The organism is Corynebacterium uberis, from assembly GCF_020616335.1.
Lineage (GTDB): Bacteria > Actinomycetota > Actinomycetes > Mycobacteriales > Mycobacteriaceae > Corynebacterium > Corynebacterium uberis.
Window position 1 is genome coordinate 2045043 of record NZ_CP085051.1, and the last position, 16193, is coordinate 2061235.

Below are 16193 nucleotides of genomic sequence, written 5' to 3' on the forward strand. Positions count from 1 at the left end.
CTCGGGAACACAGGGTTATCCAAGTTTTCTACCGCCTCATGATAAATCAAGCGCAACAGCATTATCCACCCGTCTGAGCTGCCACGGAGTAGTCCAAAGTACTGAATAACACTGGACAAAACCCGACAATCGGACCCCAGAGGGCGCATTCTCCCTGCACCAGGCCCACCCGCGAGCACATGGAGTGTGACTTGTTACACACTTTGCGGTCGGCTGGCGGCGGCCACCAGCACCGCGTTACACCCAAAACCACCCCCGTAGTGGCTCAAACTTAGGGATGAGCAGGCCACAACGAGGGTGGAAGGTGTGTCACCAGCAGCGCGCTAGTACAGGCTAGAAGTCCCAGTCATCATCGGTGGTGTTCTCTGCCTTACCAATGACATACGAGGAACCAGACCCGGAGAAGAAGTCATGGTTTTCATCCGCATTCGGCGACAGCGCTGACAAGATCGCAGGCGACACGCGCGTCTCATCCGCGGGGAACAGCGCCTCATAGCCCAAGTTATTCAGCGCCTTATTGGCGTTATAGCGCAGGAAGCGCTTGACGTCCTCGGTCCAGCCGACCGCATCATAGAGGTCCTCGGTGTATTGGATCTCATTGTCATAGAGGTCCAGCAGCAGGTCGAAGGTGTACTCCTTGAGCTCGTCGCGGCGGGCCTGGTCGGCCTGCTTGAGCGCCTGCTGATACTTGTAGCCGATGTAGTAGCCGTGCACGGCCTCATCCCGGATGATCAGGCGGATGATGTCCGCGGTGTTGGTCAGCTTGGCGTGGCTGGACCAGTACATGGGTAGATAGAACCCGGAGTAGAACAGGAAGGACTCCAGCAGCGTGGAGGCCACCTTGCGCTTGAGCGGGTCATCGCCCTCGTAGTAGGCCAGCACGATCTTGGCCTTGCGCTGAAGGTTCTCGTTTTCTTCTGACCATCGGAACGCGTCGTTGATCTCCGGGGTGGAGGCGAGCGTCATAAAGATATTGGAGTAGCTCTTGGCGTGGACGGACTCCATGAAGGCGATGTTGGTGAGCACCGCTTCCTCGTGGAGGGTGGTGGCGTCCGGAAGCAAGGACACCGCGCCCACGGTGCCCTGGATGGTGTCCAGCAGCGTCAGGCCGGTGAACACGCGCATGGTCGTCTGCTGCTCCAGGGCAGTCAGCGTCTTCCAGCTCTTGATGTCATTGGACACCGGGATCTTTTCCGGCAGCCAGAAGTTGCCGGTGAGCCGGTCCCAGACCTCCAGGTCCTTTTCATCTGGGATTGTGTTCCAGTTGATCGCCTCCACGGGACCGGTATGGGCGGCCAGGTAGCCGTCATAGCCCTCGTGGAGTTCCTCGTGCCCTGACTGTCCGGACATCGCTTCGTGCCTCCCAGCGTGATGATCAAAAAATATGTGGTAGCGGGCGGCCTGCGGCGCCACGCTGCATCCGGCGCGGGATGGCGCGCGGGTGGTGGGCGTGCGCGGCACGGCCGCAACCCCTCCCGCCTACTCTAGTGGAGTCCTTGCGCTAGTTCGCCCGGGGCGCCCACAGGGGCCGTAGGTACTGCCTAACCTCAGGTGACAGGCCCTCTCAGCTGCTACTACGCTCGGGCCCATGGCTATCAATGACAAGTTGGCAAAGGCATTCAATGAGCAGGTGACCATGGAGATCGAGGCCTCCTTGATCTACCTTCAGCTCTCCTACGCGCTCGATGATCTGGGCCTGGTGGGCATGCGCGATTGGATGAAGCATCAGCACGACGAGGAGCTGGAGCACGCGCACCGCTTCGCCCAGCACCTCCTCGACCGCGATTTCCTGCCGCAGATTCAGGACATCCCGGCCCCGAAGCTGTCCATCTCCACCGCCAAGGAAGCCTTCGAGGCCTCCCTGGAGCATGAGAAGAAGGTCTCCGCCTCCATCCGCAACCTGGCCGCCCTCCAGGCCGAGGTGCAGGATTGGGATTCCCGCCCGCTCATCGACTGGTTCCTCGACGAGCAGATCGAAGAAGAGGCCACCGTCTCCGAGATCCTGGATCGCATTGCCCTAGCAGGCAAGGACGGATCCTCCATCCTGCGTATCGACGCCGAGCTGGGTCAACGCGACGCGTAACTCGCCACGGCGGGCACGTCGGACAGGGGCACCATCCGGTGCCCCTTTTTTGCGTTATGGTCTTATCAGTAGCTTTGATAAGTTTTTTCCCGTTCCCGCGCGCGTGTCCCCCACCGCGCACCGCGCAGCCAAGCACCCCACTTGCCCGCGCCAGCCCCATACACAGGAAGTGTCGGCTATGCCCCGATCCACCCCCTCGCCCACCACTCCCCTGCTGGAGAAGGTCCTCGATGCCCTCGGCGGCGAAATAGTCTCCGGCCTCTTCGAGGAAGGTGACGTTTTTACCCTCCAAGAGATCAGTGACCGCTTTGATATCTCCCGCACTGTCGCCCGCGAGGTCATGCGCGCCCTGGAACTGATGGGCCTTGTGGCCTCCTCCCGGCGCGTCGGCCTCAAGGTCCAGCCGCCGAGCAACTGGTCCGTGCTCAACCCCCACATCATCGAGTGGCGGCTGCGCTCGGAGGCCACCCGCGACGCTCAGATGCGCTCACTGTTCCAGCTGCGCGCCGCCATCGAGCCTGCCGCCGCCCGCTACGCGGCCCGCAACGCCTCCGAGGATCACCGCCTCCACCTGGGCGAATTGGCCGAGGAGCTGCTGACCTTAGGCCAAGAAGGCCAGGGGGATTCCCCGGCCTTCCTCGCCGCGGACTTGGAGTTCCACAGCCTGATCCTCAAGGCCTCCGGCAATGAGATGTTCGCCGCCCTAGCCCCCAGCCTGGGCGCCGTGATGAGCGGACGCACGGCGCTGGGCCTCCAGCCCGCCGCGCCGAACGAGGCCGCGCTGCGCGACCACCTGGAGCTGGCCCAGGCGATCGTCACCGGCGACGCCGCCACCGCAGAGGCGCGGTGCCGGTCCATCGTCGCCGAGGCCGACCACGCCCTGCGCTAGCCCGCCGCGGCCTTAGAGCATGCAGCTCACGCAGCCGTCTACCTCTGTTCCGGAGAGCGCAACCTGGCGCAGGCGGATGTAGTAGAGGGTCTTGATGCCCTTGCGCCAGGCGTAGATCTGCGCCCGGTTGATGTCGCGCGTGGTCGCGGTGTCCTTGAAGAACAGCGTCAGCGACAGCCCCTGGTCCACGTAGCGGGTAGCCACCGCGTAGGTGTCAATGATCTTTTCGTAGCCAATCTCATAGGCATCCCGGAAGTAGTCCAGGTTGTCATTGTCCATGTGCGGCGCCGGGTAGTACACCCGCCCGATCTTGCCTTCCTTGCGGATCTCAATCTTGGAGGCAATCGGGTGGATCGACGAGGTGGAGTTGTTGATGTAGGAGATGGACCCCGTCGGCGGCACGGCCTGGAGGTAGCGGTTGTAGATGCCATCTGCCATGACATCCCGCTTGAGCTCCTCCCAGTCCTGCGCTGTGGGAACGTGGACCGAGGAGGCGTCGAAAAGCTCCTTGACCTTGTCCGTCTTGGGGGCGAACTCGGCGGGATCGAAGCGATCAAAGTAGCTGCCGTCCGCGTAGTCCGAGTCCTCGAAGCCACCGAAGGTGGTGCCGCGCTCCTTCGCAATCGCGTGGGAGGCGCGCAGGGCCGCGTAGAGCACCGCCGCGAAGTAGGCGTTGGTAAAGTCCAGGCCCTCCTCCGAGCCGTAGTGGATGTACTCCCGGCCCAGGTAGCCGTGCAGGTTCATCTGCCCCAGGCCGATGGCGTGGGCGGAGGCGTTTCCCTGGCGGATCGACGGCACCGAATCGATGCTCGTCTGCTCTGACACCGCCGTCAGGCCCCGCACCGCGGTCTCAATGGTCTGCGCGAAGTCCGGCGAATCCATGGTCAGCGCGATGTTCAAGGAACCCAGGTTGCAGGAGATGTCATCGCCGATGGTCTTGTAGGTCAGGTCCTCGTGGTACGTCGAGGGCGAGTTGACCTGCAAAATCTCCGAGCACAGGTTGGACATGTTGACCCGGCCCGCGATCGGGTTGGCCGCGTTGGCGGTGTCTTCGAACAGGATGTAGGGGTAGCCGGACTCGAACTGAATCTCTGCGAGGGTCTGGAAGAACTGGCGCGCGTTGATCTTGGTCTTGCGAATGCGCGGATCCTCCACCATCTCCTCGTAGTGCTCGGTAATAGACAGGTCGGCGAAGGCCTTCCCGTAGACGCGCTCGACGTCATAAGGGGAAAACAGGTACATGTCATCGTTGCGCTTGGCCAGCTCGAACGTGATATCCGGGATGACTACACCGAGCGAGAGAGTCTTAATACGGATCTTCTCATCCGCGTTCTCCCGCTTGGTATCCAGGAAGGACAAGATGTCCGGGTGGTGGGCGCTCAGATAGACCGCCCCGGCCCCCTGGCGGGCGCCTAGCTGGTTGGCGTAGGAGAACGAGTCTTCCAGCAGCTTCATCACGGGGATGACGCCGGAAGACTGGTTTTCAATGTGCTTAATGGGGGCGCCGGCCTCGCGCAGGTTGCTCAGCAGCAGGGCCACGCCGCCGCCGCGCTTGGACAGCTGGAGGGCGGAGTTGATGGCCCGCCCGATGGACTCCATGTTGTCCTCGATGCGCACCAGGAAGCAGGACACGGGCTCGCCGCGCTGCGCCTTGCCCTCGTTGAGGAAGGTCGGCGTGGCGGGCTGGAAGCGGCCGGCCATGATCTCATCGACGAGGTGTTCGGCAAGGCGTTCATCTCCGTCTGCCAGCGCCAGGGAGACCATGGCTACGCGGTCTTCAAAACGCTCCAGGTAGCGGCGCCCGTCGAAGGTCTTCAGCGTGTAGGAGGTGTAGTACTTGTACGCGCCCAGGAAGGTGCTGAACCGGAATTTTACCGCGTAGGCACGCTTGTACAGGCTTTTAATAAACTCGAAATCATACTTGTCCAGCACGGACTTATCGTAGTAATCATTATCTACCAGGTAGTCGAGCTTTTCGCGCAGGTTGTGGAAAAACACGGTGTTCTGGTTGACATGCTGGAGGAAGAATTGGTTGGCGGCCTCATGGTCTTTCTCAAACTGAATGCGACCATCCGCATCATAGAGATTCAGCAGCGCGTTGAGGGCGTGGTAGTCCAGCTGTTCGTTGGGGGCTACCGGTTCTGCTACGTTTTTTCCCAGCTCAGGCACGGTGGGGTCAACCCTTTCTTCTGCGGTGGTGTCCGGCCCACGGCGGTGACCGCGGGCCGGTGTGGCGTGGTATGAAATTGTGGGTTTAGCTTGCCAGTCCCAGGTCTTCGGCGTTTTCTAGCAGGCCGGCGCGCAGTATTTCTACGTCCTCTGCGGTACCAAGCAGTTCAAATCTGTAGACGTAGGGGACGTTGCATTTGGCGGAGATGACGTCGCCGGCTTTCCCAAAATCGGTGCCAAAGTTGGTGTTTCCGCTGGAGACAACCGCCCGGATGAGGGATCGGTTGTGCTTGTTGTTGAGGAAGCGGATGACCTGTGAGGGCACCGGCCGGGAGTTTTGGTGGGTGATGGATGCCCCGCCGCCATAGGTGGGGCAGATCAGGACGTAGGGCTCGTTGACTATGAGTTCCGGGTCGCTGCGACGCAGTGGGATGCGCTGTGCGGGCAGGCCGAGCTTCTCAACAAAGCGGCGGGTGTTTTCCGTTGCGGAGGAGAAGTACACAACCAGCACTTCTGCTCACTTCCCTTCAAAAATGACACAACTTAGACGGCTGCCGCGGCTCAACGAATGGTCTCATCGCGTTGGAACCGCGGCTTCATTCCTCGCGGCCGGGCCGGGTTGTGGCCGGCCAGGCCGGGGGCGTGTGAGGAGGAAAGCGGGCGCGCTCGGCGCCCCTTGGGGTTTAGGCTACCCGCGCACTGAGCGAGCGGATGCGCTCCGGGCGGAAGCCGGACCAGTGGTCGCCGTCCACCTCGACGACCGGGGCCTGCAGGTAGCCCAGCGCGAGGACGTACTCCCGGGCCTCTTCATCCATGGAGATATCCACCAGGGTGTAGTCCAGGCCGGCGCGGTCGAGCGCCTTCTTTGTAGCGTTGCACTGCATGCAGGCCGGCTTGGTGTACACGGTGATGGCCATGGTGGACTACCCCTTTGGATCAGGCTTGGACGGTGATGTCGCCCTCGCGGCGACATCAACGACACTATACTTTGTGGTGGTTTTAAGCAAGGGCCACTACATATGGTAGTTACATCGATGAAACTCCCAGCTGGGGGATTCTTCCACCCCCACATGTTGACCCCGGGGGATCACACCCCTGTCATTCCACCTGGGACTTCCGGCGAGCCAGTGAGAAAGTTCACAACGCCCCGCAAAGGTGAGCACTCCAGTCACACCGGCGCGCAAGGCCACCCGCACCGCCCCGGGACGCGCAAAACCCCCGCCTCTCAACTCCCACACGGGGGAAGAGACGGGGGCACATGCGGGCCCGCGCGGGCCACAGCCAGTGTTTAGCCCTGGCGTGCCTTGAAGCGCGGATCCTTCTTGTTGATCACGTAGACCTTACCGCGGCGACGCACAACCTGGGCGCCCGGCTTGTTCTTCAGCGACCGAAGCGACTTGCGGACCTTCATCGGGCGCTCCTTTCTGTATGCGCTGCTATGGTAGCGGACCATCAATGAAACCGCCGGAACCGGCGGCCATGACACGAAGAGACATAATAGAACAGTTCAGCCGCGATGTTCAAACCACCGCTAATTTCGCGGTTCATCCTGCGGCTCATATCGCTGCATGAACTCCCGCGTGACGTCGTCTAGCGTACGCCCCGTGGTCTCCGGGACCAGCCGCAGCACAAAGATCACGGCCACCACCCCGGCGCCGGCGAAGCCGATGAACGTTGCCGGTCCGCCCACCGCCTGGACAACGGGCAGGAAGAATTGCGCGACGGCCCAGTTGACCACCCAGAGCGCCAGTCCGGCAAGTCCCATCCCGAGTCCGCGCACGGCGCCGGGGACCAGCTCAGAAATGAGCAGCCAGGTGGCCAGGGAGACGGCGGCCTGCTGGAAGGCCATGAACAGGGCCATTGCCCCCAGGGCGGCCAGGGCGGCCGCCCTGCTGTTCTGTGCGGCGTGATACCCCGCCGCCAGGGCGAGCAGGGAGACGACGTTGCCGGCCAGGCCCACGATGAGCAGGCGGCGGCGCCCGACGCGGTCGACGATGCGCAGCCCTACCGCACAGGCGGCCACGCTGACCACGCCGATGACTATGGAGGTGTAGACGGAGTCCTGGGCGGGCAGGCCCACCTTGTTCATCATTGTCGGCGCAAAGTAGATCACGGAGTTGACCCCCGTGACCTGCTGAATCACGCCCAGCCCCACGGCAACGCCCGTGGCCGCGGCCAGGCCCGGGTGGGCGCGCAGCTGCGCCCACTCGCTGCCGGAGCGGCGCTGCTTCACGGCGGGTTGCGGGACCTCGAGACCCAAGCGGGCGGCCACGGCTGCCGCGCGGTCCATCCGCCCGCGGGTGGCGTACCAGGCGGGGGTGTCTGGCAGGAAGACCATTCCCAGGGCCAGCACCAGGCCGGGCACCGCGGCGAGCCCGAGCATGAGCCGCCAGTTTTCGGTGTGCGCCAGGCTTGAGTTGACCAGGTAGGCGGACAGTTGGCCCACCACGATCATGAGGGTGTTCAGGGAGACCAGCCGGCCGCGCACCCGCGGCGGGACCATTTCGGCAATGTACATCGGCGCGATGATGGAGACGCCGCCCACGGCGAGACCAAGCAGGGTGCGTGCCGCCGCCATGGATCCCACCGAGCCCGCGGCCGCGCACCACAGCGAGCCCACCACAAAGACCACGCCGCCGCCGAGCAGGGCCATCCGGCGGCCCACGGCCTCTGCCACGGCGCCACCGCCGAGTGCCCCCACGGCCGCCCCGGCGAGCAGCATGGAGGTCACCAGCCCCTCCTGGCTGGGGCTGAGCCCAAAGTCCGGGGCGAGGAAGAGCAACGCGCCGGACATCACGCCGGTGTCATAGCCAAAGAGGAGGCCGCCAAAGGCAGCGACCAGCGCTACAGTGGCCACATAGTGTCTGGATGAACGCATCCGCTTATTGTCCCACCTTTGGAAAGGACCGTGCATGCCAGCCCGCACCCAACAGGACATCATCGCCGCCCTGGGCACTCTTCCGCGTATCGACGCCCCCGCTCAGACGCAGGCACGCATCGACTTCCTCGCGGACTATCTGCGCGCCACCGGCGCGCGCGGCCTGGTGCTGGGCATCTCCGGCGGCCAGGATTCCACCCTGGCCGGGCGCCTGGCGCAGCTGGCCTGCCAGGAGGTTGACGGCGCCGAGTTTTGGGCGGTGCGCCTACCCCACGGCGTTCAGGCTGACGAGGCGGACGCCCAGGTGGCCCTGGAGTTCATCCGCCCCGACCACTGCGTCACCGTCAATATCGCCGAGCCCACCGCCGCCATGGGCGCGGCCGTGGCCGCCGCGCTGGGCCGCGAACGGCTGGGCGACTTCAACCTGGGCAACGTCAAGGCCCGCCAGCGCATGATCGCCCAATACGCCATCGCCGGGGAGCTGGGCCTGCTGGTGGTGGGCACCGACCACGCCGCGGAGAACGTCACCGGCTTTTTTACCAAGTTCGGCGACGGCGCAGCCGACGTGCTCCCCCTGGCCGGGCTGAATAAGCGCCAGGGCGCCGAACTCTTGCAGCACCTGGGGGCCCCGGAGTCCACGTGGACGAAGGTCCCCACTGCGGACCTGGAGGACGACCGCCCGGCGCTACCCGATGAGCAGGCCCTCGGCGTCACCTACCGGGAGATTGATGATTTCCTGGAGGGGCGGGACGTCGATAAGCAGGCGCGCGAACGCATCGAGCAACTCTGGGCGCGCGGGCAACACAAGCGCCACCTGCCGCCCGGACCCGCCGATACCTGGTGGCGCTAGCCCAGTAACTCCAGCGTGCGCTCGGCGGCGCGAGCCAGGTCCGGCACGTAGCCGGGCCCGTGGGTCAGGGCGTGGACTGCCAGCGGGTGAAGCTGATGGAGGGGGATCTGCGCGCGCCAGCCGTCCGGCAGCGTGGCCACCGACTCATAGCCCGCGAAAATGTCCGGGAGGAATGGCGCACCAAAAAGGTCGAGCATGGCCAGGTCCGTCACGGGGTGGCCGCCGTGGGCGGCGGGATCAATAAACACCGGACCCGAGGCAGAAAACAGCAGGTTACCGGCCCATAGGTCCCCATGAATCCGCGCCGGGGCCACGCCCCAGTCCCCCACCGCCTCGATCGCCGCGCAGGCCCGCTCCACCAGGGATGCCACCGCCTGCGGCAGTTGGGCGCGGCGCGCAAAGGGCAGCACCCGCTGCTGCGCGTAGAACCGCCCCCACGCGGCATCCGGGCGGCAGGCCTGCTCCTGCGTGCCAATGAAGTACGGCCCGTCCCAGCCCGGCGGCGGCGCACCGAACGCCGCAGCGCCCGCACGGTGTATCCGCGCCAGCTGGACGCCCGCCTGCCGCGCCGCCTGCGCCGTCGGCGCCACCGTATCCACCCGGGCGAGGGTGAGCCGGGTATCCGTGACGTCCACGACCTCCACCACGGCGGTGCTTGCGGCGCGCAGCCACGCCAGTCCCGCGGCCTCGGCACGCGCAGCACCCGCCTGGGCAGGGCACTTGATTACCCGGTCGCCGGAAAATGTCACGCCCACTAGAACCGCTCCGGCTCCTCGCCGAGACGGAAGCGGCGCCCCGAGATCGCCTCAATATCCACGCGCACGTAGTTGTACTTCAGCGTGGGCACCAGGGGCTTGAGCGGCAGCGCGTCGGCGTGGGCGTACTCGCTGGCAGAATCGACCTTCACCGCCGAGCCGCGGACCACCACCGACCAGGCCGTCGCATTGTCCTGATCAACAAAGTCCGTCTCTAGCAGCACGTCCGAGTTCAGGCTCAGGGTAAACAGCTTCGCACCCTCCGCTGTGCGGAAGTACACCGCGCGCGAACCGTCGACGACGTAGTTGATGGGGAAGATGTCCACCTCGCTGGCGCGGCGCACGACCAGCCGGCCGAAACTCTCCCCAGCCAGCAGCTCCAGGGACTCCTCCTCGCTGAGAACGGTCACGGGGTTTTCTGGATCATAGTTGCTCATGCCTCTATTATTCACTTCTTTGCCACAAGGGGGCAGGCTGCGTGCGGTAGCCGCTATGCAGCGTCCCACTGGCCCCCTCCCCCCGCGCCCCCTGCTCCCACCGTTCCCCATCGACACCCGTTCCCCATCGTCACCCGTTCCCCATCGTCACCCCGCCGTGCCCCGGAGACGAAAAACTCCCCGGCGCCAAGCGCCGGGGAGATGAAGTGGAGCTAACGGGATTCGAACCCGTGACCCCCACACTGCCAGTGTGGTGCGCTACCAGCTGCGCCATAGCCCCAGAGAAAAGAATGTCGCGGCCGTGCCGCGGCAACGCAGATAAATGTACATCAAGGCCGGGAACCAGGACAAATTGCCTGGTCACCGGCCCTGTGTTGGCCTCAGAAAGGCGCTTACTGTGCGGCGGTGGTGGCCGCGGCGCTGGCCTCAGCCGACGCGGCTTCGCCTGCGGCGCTGGCTGATGCCTCGCTGGCCTTCGCCTCCTCGGCGGCCTCTTCCTTCGGGTCGGTGTAGATGTCGGTCTTGCCGTCGATGACCTTGGAGATCCAGTCCATGCCGGTCTTCTTCAGGTCGAGCTTCTTGTCGCCCACGTACAGCGTCGGGGAGGAAATCTTGGAGCCAAGCGCCTTCATCTTGTCGCCGTTGGCCTTGTAGACCTTCTGGGCGTCCGGCAGGTACTTGGTGTCCTTGATGTCTTGCTGGACCTCCTCGCTGGCGCCGAGGTCAGCGGCAAGCTTGGCGTAGTCTTCCGGCGAGAACTTGTGGTAGACGTCCGCCTGCTTCTGGAAGAGCATGTCGCGGTAGTTCCAGAACAGCGAGGCGTCCCCGGACTGCGCGACGGCCAGCAGCGCGGCAAGCGACTGGTGGGAGGCCTTGGTCTGCGCTTCCTTGGGGTCTACGCCGTCGGTCTCATCCATGAAGGCCAGGGAGCGGATGTGCAAGGCTAGCTTGCCGTCGTTGAGGGCGTTGAGCATGTCATCGTGGTCGGTGTCATGCAGCTGCGCGCAGTGGGTGCAGGAGTAGTCCTCATACAGGTCCACCACGGGCGTGTTGGGCTTGAGGTTATCGGCGGCCAGCACGAAGGCGTTGTCCTGTTGGGTCATGGTGAACTTGGCATCGTCGATGGCCCGCTCTTCGGGCTTGTTGCTCATCATGAAGTAGGCGATCACCGCGGCGATGGCCACCAGGATGGCGATGACGGCGATCATGAATCCACGGCTTTGCTGTCCGGGGTTGGAAACGGGTTTTGAGCTAGCCACTGTCTTCCTTACTCTCTTTGACCTTGTGGGCGTTATCCACTTCAGTGCGCAAGCATAACTGACCCTTCCGGGTGGTGGGAATTTCCCCGAGCTGCACGCACTCCGTTAGGCCACCCCCACATTGGGGTATCCGGGCAAGTTTTCCCAGATTTTTCTTCGCCTTCCCGTGACACACCTCCCCCTGAACGGGTAGCTTCCTGCCATGGACTCCATTGAAAAACTCACCGACTTCTTGGCCTCCATCACCGCGGTGGTGTGGGGCCCGTTCCTGCTCATCCCGCTGCTTCTGGGCACCGGGCTGTACCTGACCATCCGCCTAGGCGGATTGCAGTTCCGCGCCCTGATCCGCGGCCTCAAGCACGTGTTTACCAGCGAAGACCACGCTGACATCAACGGCGATATTTCCAATTACCAGGCGCTGACTACCGCCCTGGCGGCCACGGTGGGGGTGGGCAACATCGTGGGCGTGGCCACGGCCTTGAGCATCGGCGGGCCCGGTTCGCTGCTGTGGATCTGGATCACCGGACTGGTGGGAATGGCCTCGAAGTACACGGAAGCCTATTTGGGGGTGCGCTTCCGGGAGACGGACGTCCACGGCGAGCAGTCCGGTGGCCCGCAGGTCTACCTGCGCCGGGGCATTCCCGGCCCGGTGGGCAAGGTGTTGGCCCTGGCGTTTACTATCTTTGCCGTCATCGCGTCCTTTGGCATTGGCAACCTGACGCAGGGCAACGCCGTGGCTACCGGGATGAAGGAGACCTTTGGTATCGATCCGGTGCTCACGGGGCTGATCCTGTTCATCGGTGTGGGCGCGGTGCTGCTCGGCGGGATTCAGTCCATCGGGCGGATTACGGCCGGCTTCGTGCCCATGATGATCGTGGTCTATGTGGTCGCCGGCATCGTGGTGCTCATCATGAACATCTCCCAGGTGCCCGCGGCCTTCGGCGAGATCTTCTCCGCGGCGTTTACTGGCTCGTCTGCCGTCGGTGGCTTTGCTGGGGCGGGCATCATTGTTGCGGTGCAGATGGGTGTTGCCCGCGGCATCTTCTCCAACGAGTCCGGCATGGGCTCGGCCGCTATCGCGGCTGCTGCCGCGCGCACCACGCACCCGGTGCGCCAGGGCTTGGTGTCCATGACGCAGACGTTTATTGACACGATCATCGTCGTGTCCATCACTGGGCTGTGCATCGTCACCACGGGCGTGTGGGATCGGGGCCGCGACCAGGCAGGGTCCATGACGTCCGAGGCGTTTGCCACGGGCTTGCCGGGCCACTGGGGCGGCACGATTGTCTCCCTGTCCGTCATCTTCTTCGCGTTCTCCACGATCCTGGGCTGGTCCTACTATGGCGAGCGCTGCATCGTCGCGCTGCTGGGGCACAAAGCCTCCATGCCCTACCGGATGGTCTTTACGCTCATCGTCTTTGTGGGCGCCACCACGCAGCTGACGCTGGCGTGGACGTTCTCTGACCTTGCCAATGGTCTGATGGCGCTGCCCAACCTGGTGGGGCTGATCATCCTGGCGGGCCTGGTTGCGCGGGAGACGCGCAGCTACCTGACGTTCGATCCCAAGCTGTCTGCCTCGGCTGATGAGGTGCGCGGCCACATTGCGGCCACCGGCATGGATTGGAAGTAACAGGCCGGTACTAGTATGCGAAAGCATGCTTCGCGATTGTCTGCTCGCCGGCCTCGGCGCCGCGCTGGGATCCCTGGCCCGCTGGGGACTCGGCGAGGTCATCGCGCAGGCCGATCTGCTGCTCCTGGCCATCAACATCGCGGGCTCTGCGGCGATGGGCTGGGCGCGCCCGGGGGTGTTCTGGGGCAAGGGAGTCCTCGGGGGGGTTACCAGCTTCTCCGCCTTCGCCCTCGTGCTTAGCGACGCCCCCCTCCCCCACGCCTGCGCCTATGGTTGCGCAACCATCGTCGGCGCCGTGGGCGCCTGGGTCCTCGGCGACGTGTGCCGGCAGCGGGTTCAGGCATGATCGCGGCGTGCTGCGCCGTGGCCGGCGGCGGGATGATCGGCGGGAGCGCGCGCTTTGTCCTGGCGCAGCGCCCGGGCGGGGTGTGGGGGACGTGGCTGGCCAACTCGCTGGCCTGCCTGGTCTTGGGCGTTGTCACCGCCGCCGGCGCGGCGGGCGCGCTGGTGGTGCTGGCCGCCGGCACGGGGTTCGCCGGCGCGCTGTCGACCTGGTCGACGCTGGCCGCCGAGCTGGGCGCGCGCGTGCGGGCGCGGCGCTGGGCAAGCGCCGCGGGCTACCTTGCCGCAACAGTTGCTGCGGGGGTGAGCCTCGCGGGCGTCGGAAAGCTGTGTGGCCAGCTATTCTTCTGAGATCGCGTCGAGGGCGGGGGTGGCCGCGGCGCGGCGCGCAGGCCACAGGGCCGCAAGCACGCCCACCACGCCGGAGCCGAGCAGCATGAGCACCAGCTGGCCGTAGGGCACGGAGATGGTGGCCAGGCCGTTGCCCGCGAGGACCTTGAGGAAGGCCCAGCCCAGCACCAGGCCCAGGATCATTCCGGAGATCGCGCCGAAGATGGCCAGCTGTACCGCCTCCAGGGTGATCATGGTGCGGATGTGGCTGCGCTGCGCACCCACGGCCCGCAGCATGCCGATCTCGCGGCGCCGTTCGATGACGTTGAGCGTCAAGGTATTGACGATGCCCAGCACCGCGATGATCACCGCCAGCGCCAGCAGCCCGTAGAGAACGTTGAGCATCTGGTCGACCAGCTGGGCGGACTCGCCGGCGACATCGTCAGCGTCGCTGACCTTGACCACCAGGTAGTCCTTGACCGCGTCCTCAAGGTTTTCGCGCAAGGTGTCATGGGTGACGTAGCCGTCCGCCAGCACCCCGATGCTCAGCAGCTGGAGGGCGGTCTGCGGGATGACGTCCTTGGCGCTGGTCTTTGACACCACCATCGGCCCAAGCACCGAGTTGCCCGGCTCATAGGTGCCCACCAACTCAACATCGGCCTTGCGGGTGGACACCGCGGAACTGAGCTCCACCTCGTCGCCGACGGACCAGCCGTTCGCTGCGGCGAAGTCTGCGTCTGCAATAAAGCCCCGGGAATCCAGATCCAGGCTGCCCTCAATGGTCTTCGCCCCCGTGGCGGCCACCAGGTCGCCTTCTGCCACCTGGGTCAAAGCCATGCCAAAGCCGATGCCCGAACGGCCATCAACCTGCACCGGGCCCATGTAGAACTCCACCACGGAGCCCACCCCGTCGACCTCCTTGACGGTATCTACCGTCTCAGCGGGCAGCGGGAACGACCCATTGGTGGGACCGGAGAGATGGAAATCGGCGGCCACCTCCCGCTCGATGAGGTCCGAGACGGAATCCTTCATCGTCGCGCCCAACATCCCAATAGAGGTCACCAGCGCCACCCCCAAAGTCAGAGCAAACGCGGTGGTGGCGCTGCGGCGCGGGTTGCGCTCCGAATTGGTGGCGGCCAGCTTGCCGGCCTGCCCGAAGGGCTTACCCAGCAGGCGACCCAGCGCCGGCACCACCGGCAGGGTCAGCGCGGGGCTCGCCAGGAAATAGCCCACGATCACCAGCACGGCGCCCAGCCCCACGAGGCTGGCACGCACCCCGGTGCCCGCGGTCAGGGCCACGCCGATGATCAGGGCAAACAGCCCGGCCACCGCCACGGCCGCACCGACGATGGTGCGGGTGTGCAGCGAGGTGGCTGACGACGTCTCCGTCGTGCGCATCGCCTCAACCGGGCGCACCGCCCCGGCCCGGCGAGCCGGCATCCACGCCGACAGCACCGTAACCACGGTTCCCAGCACCAACGGGAAGATCACGGCTGTGGGACTCAGTCCCAGGCCCCCGCCCGGCAGGTCCAAACCGCGGGCCCCCAGGACGGCCTTGATCACAGCCACCAGCCCCACGCCGACGACGATGCCCACCAGAGAGCCGATCACCCCGATGATCGCCGCCTCAAGAACCACCGAGCGGGTAATCTGCCCGCGCGAGGCGCCCAAGGCGCGCAGCAGCGCGAACTCCCGCGTGCGCTGGGCGACGATCATAGAGAAGGTGTTGGCAATCAAGAACGTGCCCACCAACAGCGCCACCAGGCCAAAGGCCACCAGGAAGTAATTGACAAAGCTCAGCGCCGTCTTGATCGACTGGGAGGTCTCCTTGGCCAGATTGTCGCCGGTATCCGCGGTGACATCCGAATACACGGAACTGACGTGTTCCATCAGCTCGTCCGGCGACACCCCGTCGGCGGCCTTGAGCAGCACCTGGCTGACGTAGTTGCCGTCGGTGAACTCATCCAGATAGGCGCTTTCATCCATCCGCAGTCCTGCCACGGAACCGGTATCCATGGCCATCTCATAGATGCCCACCACCGTCACATCGTGACGATCCTGCGGGTCAACCATGATGATGCTATCGCCCACGTTGATGTCGAGAGCTCGGGCCACCTTCTCATTGAGCAGCACCTCATCCGAGCCCGTCGGGTTGCTGCCCTCCACAAGCTTCTCCGGCTCCCGGACAGTATCGCGCTCGGTGTACCACGGCGACAGGTTTGCCGAACCCCGGAAATCAAACGCCTCCCCCTTACTATTGCCCATCACCACCGGGGTGGAGGACTGAACATTGACCTTGTCCACCTTCGGATCGGACATGATCACGGTCCGCGTCGTGCCCGACACCCCCGGCTGGCCCTGCCCCGCAGACACCACCACATCCACCCCGTCATAGGTGGTGGCCACGGCCTGATCGAAACTATTGGACAGGGTCTTAGTGAACATGAACGACCCGGCAATAAACGCCGTGCCCAGCACCACCGCAACAACAGTCAGCGCAAGCCGCAGCTTATGCGCAACTACATTGCGTAGGCCCACCTTCTGGAGGGCGCGATCCTTCGTCTGCATTCG

At 64.8% G+C, this 16193-nt stretch carries 16 protein-coding genes and 1 tRNA gene; 6 read left to right on the plus strand and 11 right to left on the minus strand.

Annotated features, from left to right (window positions below):
* Positions 1–333: 333 nt before the first annotated feature.
* Complete coding sequence (gene nrdF, locus LH390_RS09300; RefSeq protein WP_227281581.1) at positions 334–1350, minus strand: class 1b ribonucleoside-diphosphate reductase subunit beta; 1017 nt, start codon at positions 1348–1350, stop codon at positions 334–336.
* A gap of 238 nt (positions 1351–1588) precedes the next feature.
* On the opposite strand from nrdF, the gene LH390_RS09305 reads away from it, so the two are divergent.
* Together LH390_RS09305 and LH390_RS09310 are read left to right on the plus strand one after the other, a co-directional pair.
* Positions 1589–2083, plus strand: a complete 495-nt coding sequence (locus LH390_RS09305; RefSeq protein WP_227281580.1) for a ferritin — start codon at positions 1589–1591, stop codon at positions 2081–2083.
* Between the two features lie 178 nt (positions 2084–2261).
* The gene (locus LH390_RS09310) at positions 2262–2972 is read left to right on the plus strand and encodes a FadR/GntR family transcriptional regulator (RefSeq protein WP_227281579.1); all 711 of its coding nucleotides are present in this window, start codon (positions 2262–2264) and stop codon (positions 2970–2972) included.
* Positions 2973–2984: 12 nt separating this feature from the next.
* Here the strand turns inward: LH390_RS09310 and nrdE are convergent, their stop codons facing one another.
* The 5 genes from nrdE to LH390_RS09335 all read right to left on the minus strand — a co-directional run bounded on the left by nrdE (position 2985) and on the right by LH390_RS09335 (position 8019).
* Entirely contained in the window at positions 2985–5132 is a 2148-nt protein-coding gene (nrdE, locus tag LH390_RS09315; protein ID WP_227282709.1) for a class 1b ribonucleoside-diphosphate reductase subunit alpha, read from the minus strand.
* 94 nt (positions 5133–5226) lie between these two features.
* Positions 5227–5652 (minus strand): class Ib ribonucleoside-diphosphate reductase assembly flavoprotein NrdI, encoded by a 426-nt coding sequence (gene nrdI / locus LH390_RS09320; protein WP_227281578.1) that lies wholly within the window; start codon positions 5650–5652, stop codon positions 5227–5229.
* Positions 5653–5824: 172 nt separating this feature from the next.
* Positions 5825–6058, minus strand: a complete 234-nt coding sequence (nrdH, locus tag LH390_RS09325; RefSeq protein ID WP_227281577.1) for a glutaredoxin-like protein NrdH — start codon at positions 6056–6058, stop codon at positions 5825–5827.
* A gap of 371 nt (positions 6059–6429) precedes the next feature.
* Positions 6430–6552: a type B 50S ribosomal protein L36 gene (gene ykgO, locus LH390_RS09330; RefSeq protein WP_003852698.1), complete on the minus strand. Its 123-nt coding sequence runs from the start codon at positions 6550–6552 to the stop codon at positions 6430–6432.
* Between the two features lie 120 nt (positions 6553–6672).
* On the minus strand, positions 6673–8019 hold the full coding sequence (locus tag LH390_RS09335; protein ID WP_227281576.1) for a sugar porter family MFS transporter: 1347 nt from the start codon (positions 8017–8019) through the stop codon (positions 6673–6675).
* 34 nt (positions 8020–8053) lie between these two features.
* Here LH390_RS09335 and nadE point away from each other — a divergent pair, with 34 nt between their 5' ends.
* Complete coding sequence (nadE, locus tag LH390_RS09340) at positions 8054–8869, plus strand: NAD(+) synthase (protein WP_227281575.1); 816 nt, start codon at positions 8054–8056, stop codon at positions 8867–8869.
* Here nadE and LH390_RS09345 read toward each other — a convergent pair.
* The 4 genes from LH390_RS09345 to LH390_RS09360 form a co-directional block, all read right to left on the minus strand.
* The gene (locus tag LH390_RS09345) at positions 8866–9624 is read right to left on the minus strand and encodes a fructosamine kinase family protein (protein WP_227281574.1); all 759 of its coding nucleotides are present in this window, start codon (positions 9622–9624) and stop codon (positions 8866–8868) included. The genes nadE and LH390_RS09345 overlap by 4 nt on opposite strands.
* Entirely contained in the window at positions 9624–10061 is a 438-nt protein-coding gene (locus LH390_RS09350; protein ID WP_227281573.1) for a pyridoxamine 5'-phosphate oxidase family protein, read from the minus strand. Before LH390_RS09350 ends, LH390_RS09345 begins: the two co-directional genes overlap by 1 nt.
* A 207-nt stretch (positions 10062–10268) precedes the next feature.
* A tRNA-Ala gene (locus LH390_RS09355) sits at positions 10269–10341 on the minus strand.
* Between the two features lie 112 nt (positions 10342–10453).
* A complete protein-coding gene (locus tag LH390_RS09360; RefSeq protein WP_227281572.1) occupies positions 10454–11269 on the minus strand; it encodes a DsbA family protein in 816 nt (271 codons plus the stop codon).
* Between the two features lie 253 nt (positions 11270–11522).
* Here LH390_RS09360 and LH390_RS09365 point away from each other — a divergent pair, with 253 nt between their 5' ends.
* Genes LH390_RS09365 through LH390_RS09375 form a run of 3 tightly spaced genes read left to right on the plus strand, consistent with a single transcriptional unit; the run spans position 11523 to position 13643 of the window.
* Positions 11523–12950: an alanine/glycine:cation symporter family protein gene (locus tag LH390_RS09365; RefSeq protein WP_227281571.1), complete on the plus strand. Its 1428-nt coding sequence runs from the start codon at positions 11523–11525 to the stop codon at positions 12948–12950.
* Positions 12951–12975: 25 nt separating this feature from the next.
* Positions 12976–13296 carry a fluoride efflux transporter family protein gene (locus tag LH390_RS09370; RefSeq protein ID WP_227324280.1) on the plus strand — a complete coding sequence of 107 codons (321 nt, stop codon included), beginning with the start codon at positions 12976–12978 and terminating at the stop codon, positions 13294–13296.
* The gene (locus tag LH390_RS09375; protein WP_227281569.1) at positions 13293–13643 is read left to right on the plus strand and encodes a fluoride efflux transporter FluC; all 351 of its coding nucleotides are present in this window, start codon (positions 13293–13295) and stop codon (positions 13641–13643) included. Before LH390_RS09370 ends, LH390_RS09375 begins: the two co-directional genes overlap by 4 nt.
* On the opposite strand, the gene LH390_RS09380 is transcribed toward LH390_RS09375, so the two are convergent.
* A complete protein-coding gene (locus LH390_RS09380) occupies positions 13632–16190 on the minus strand; it encodes an ABC transporter permease (protein WP_227281568.1) in 2559 nt (852 codons plus the stop codon). The genes LH390_RS09375 and LH390_RS09380 overlap by 12 nt on opposite strands.
* Between the last annotated feature and the right edge of the window lie 3 nt (positions 16191–16193).

Excerpts from the sequence above, each read along its gene's own strand:
- LH390_RS09310 (WP_227281579.1), top strand. The coding sequence starts at position 2,262 with ATGCCCCGATCCACCCCCTCGCCCACCACTCCCCTGCTGGAGAAGGTC.
- LH390_RS09335 (WP_227281576.1), bottom strand. The coding sequence starts at position 8,019 with ATGCGTTCATCCAGACACTATGTGGCCACTGTAGCGCTGGTCGCTGCC.
- nrdF (WP_227281581.1), bottom strand. The coding sequence starts at position 1,350 with ATGTCCGGACAGTCAGGGCACGAGGAACTCCACGAGGGCTATGACGGC.
- LH390_RS09365 (WP_227281571.1), top strand. The coding sequence starts at position 11,523 with ATGGACTCCATTGAAAAACTCACCGACTTCTTGGCCTCCATCACCGCG.
- LH390_RS09360 (WP_227281572.1), bottom strand. The coding sequence starts at position 11,269 with ATGATCGCCGTCATCGCCATCCTGGTGGCCATCGCCGCGGTGATCGCC.
- LH390_RS09350 (WP_227281573.1), bottom strand. The coding sequence starts at position 10,061 with ATGAGCAACTATGATCCAGAAAACCCCGTGACCGTTCTCAGCGAGGAG.
- LH390_RS09370 (WP_227324280.1), top strand. The coding sequence starts at position 12,976 with ATGCTTCGCGATTGTCTGCTCGCCGGCCTCGGCGCCGCGCTGGGATCC.
- ykgO (WP_003852698.1), bottom strand. The coding sequence starts at position 6,552 with ATGAAGGTCCGCAAGTCGCTTCGGTCGCTGAAGAACAAGCCGGGCGCC.
- LH390_RS09375 (WP_227281569.1), top strand. The coding sequence starts at position 13,293 with ATGATCGCGGCGTGCTGCGCCGTGGCCGGCGGCGGGATGATCGGCGGG.
- nadE (WP_227281575.1), top strand. The coding sequence starts at position 8,054 with ATGCCAGCCCGCACCCAACAGGACATCATCGCCGCCCTGGGCACTCTT.
- nrdH (WP_227281577.1), bottom strand. The coding sequence starts at position 6,058 with ATGGCCATCACCGTGTACACCAAGCCGGCCTGCATGCAGTGCAACGCT.
- LH390_RS09305 (WP_227281580.1), top strand. The coding sequence starts at position 1,589 with ATGGCTATCAATGACAAGTTGGCAAAGGCATTCAATGAGCAGGTGACC.
- LH390_RS09380 (WP_227281568.1), bottom strand. The coding sequence starts at position 16,190 with ATGCAGACGAAGGATCGCGCCCTCCAGAAGGTGGGCCTACGCAATGTA.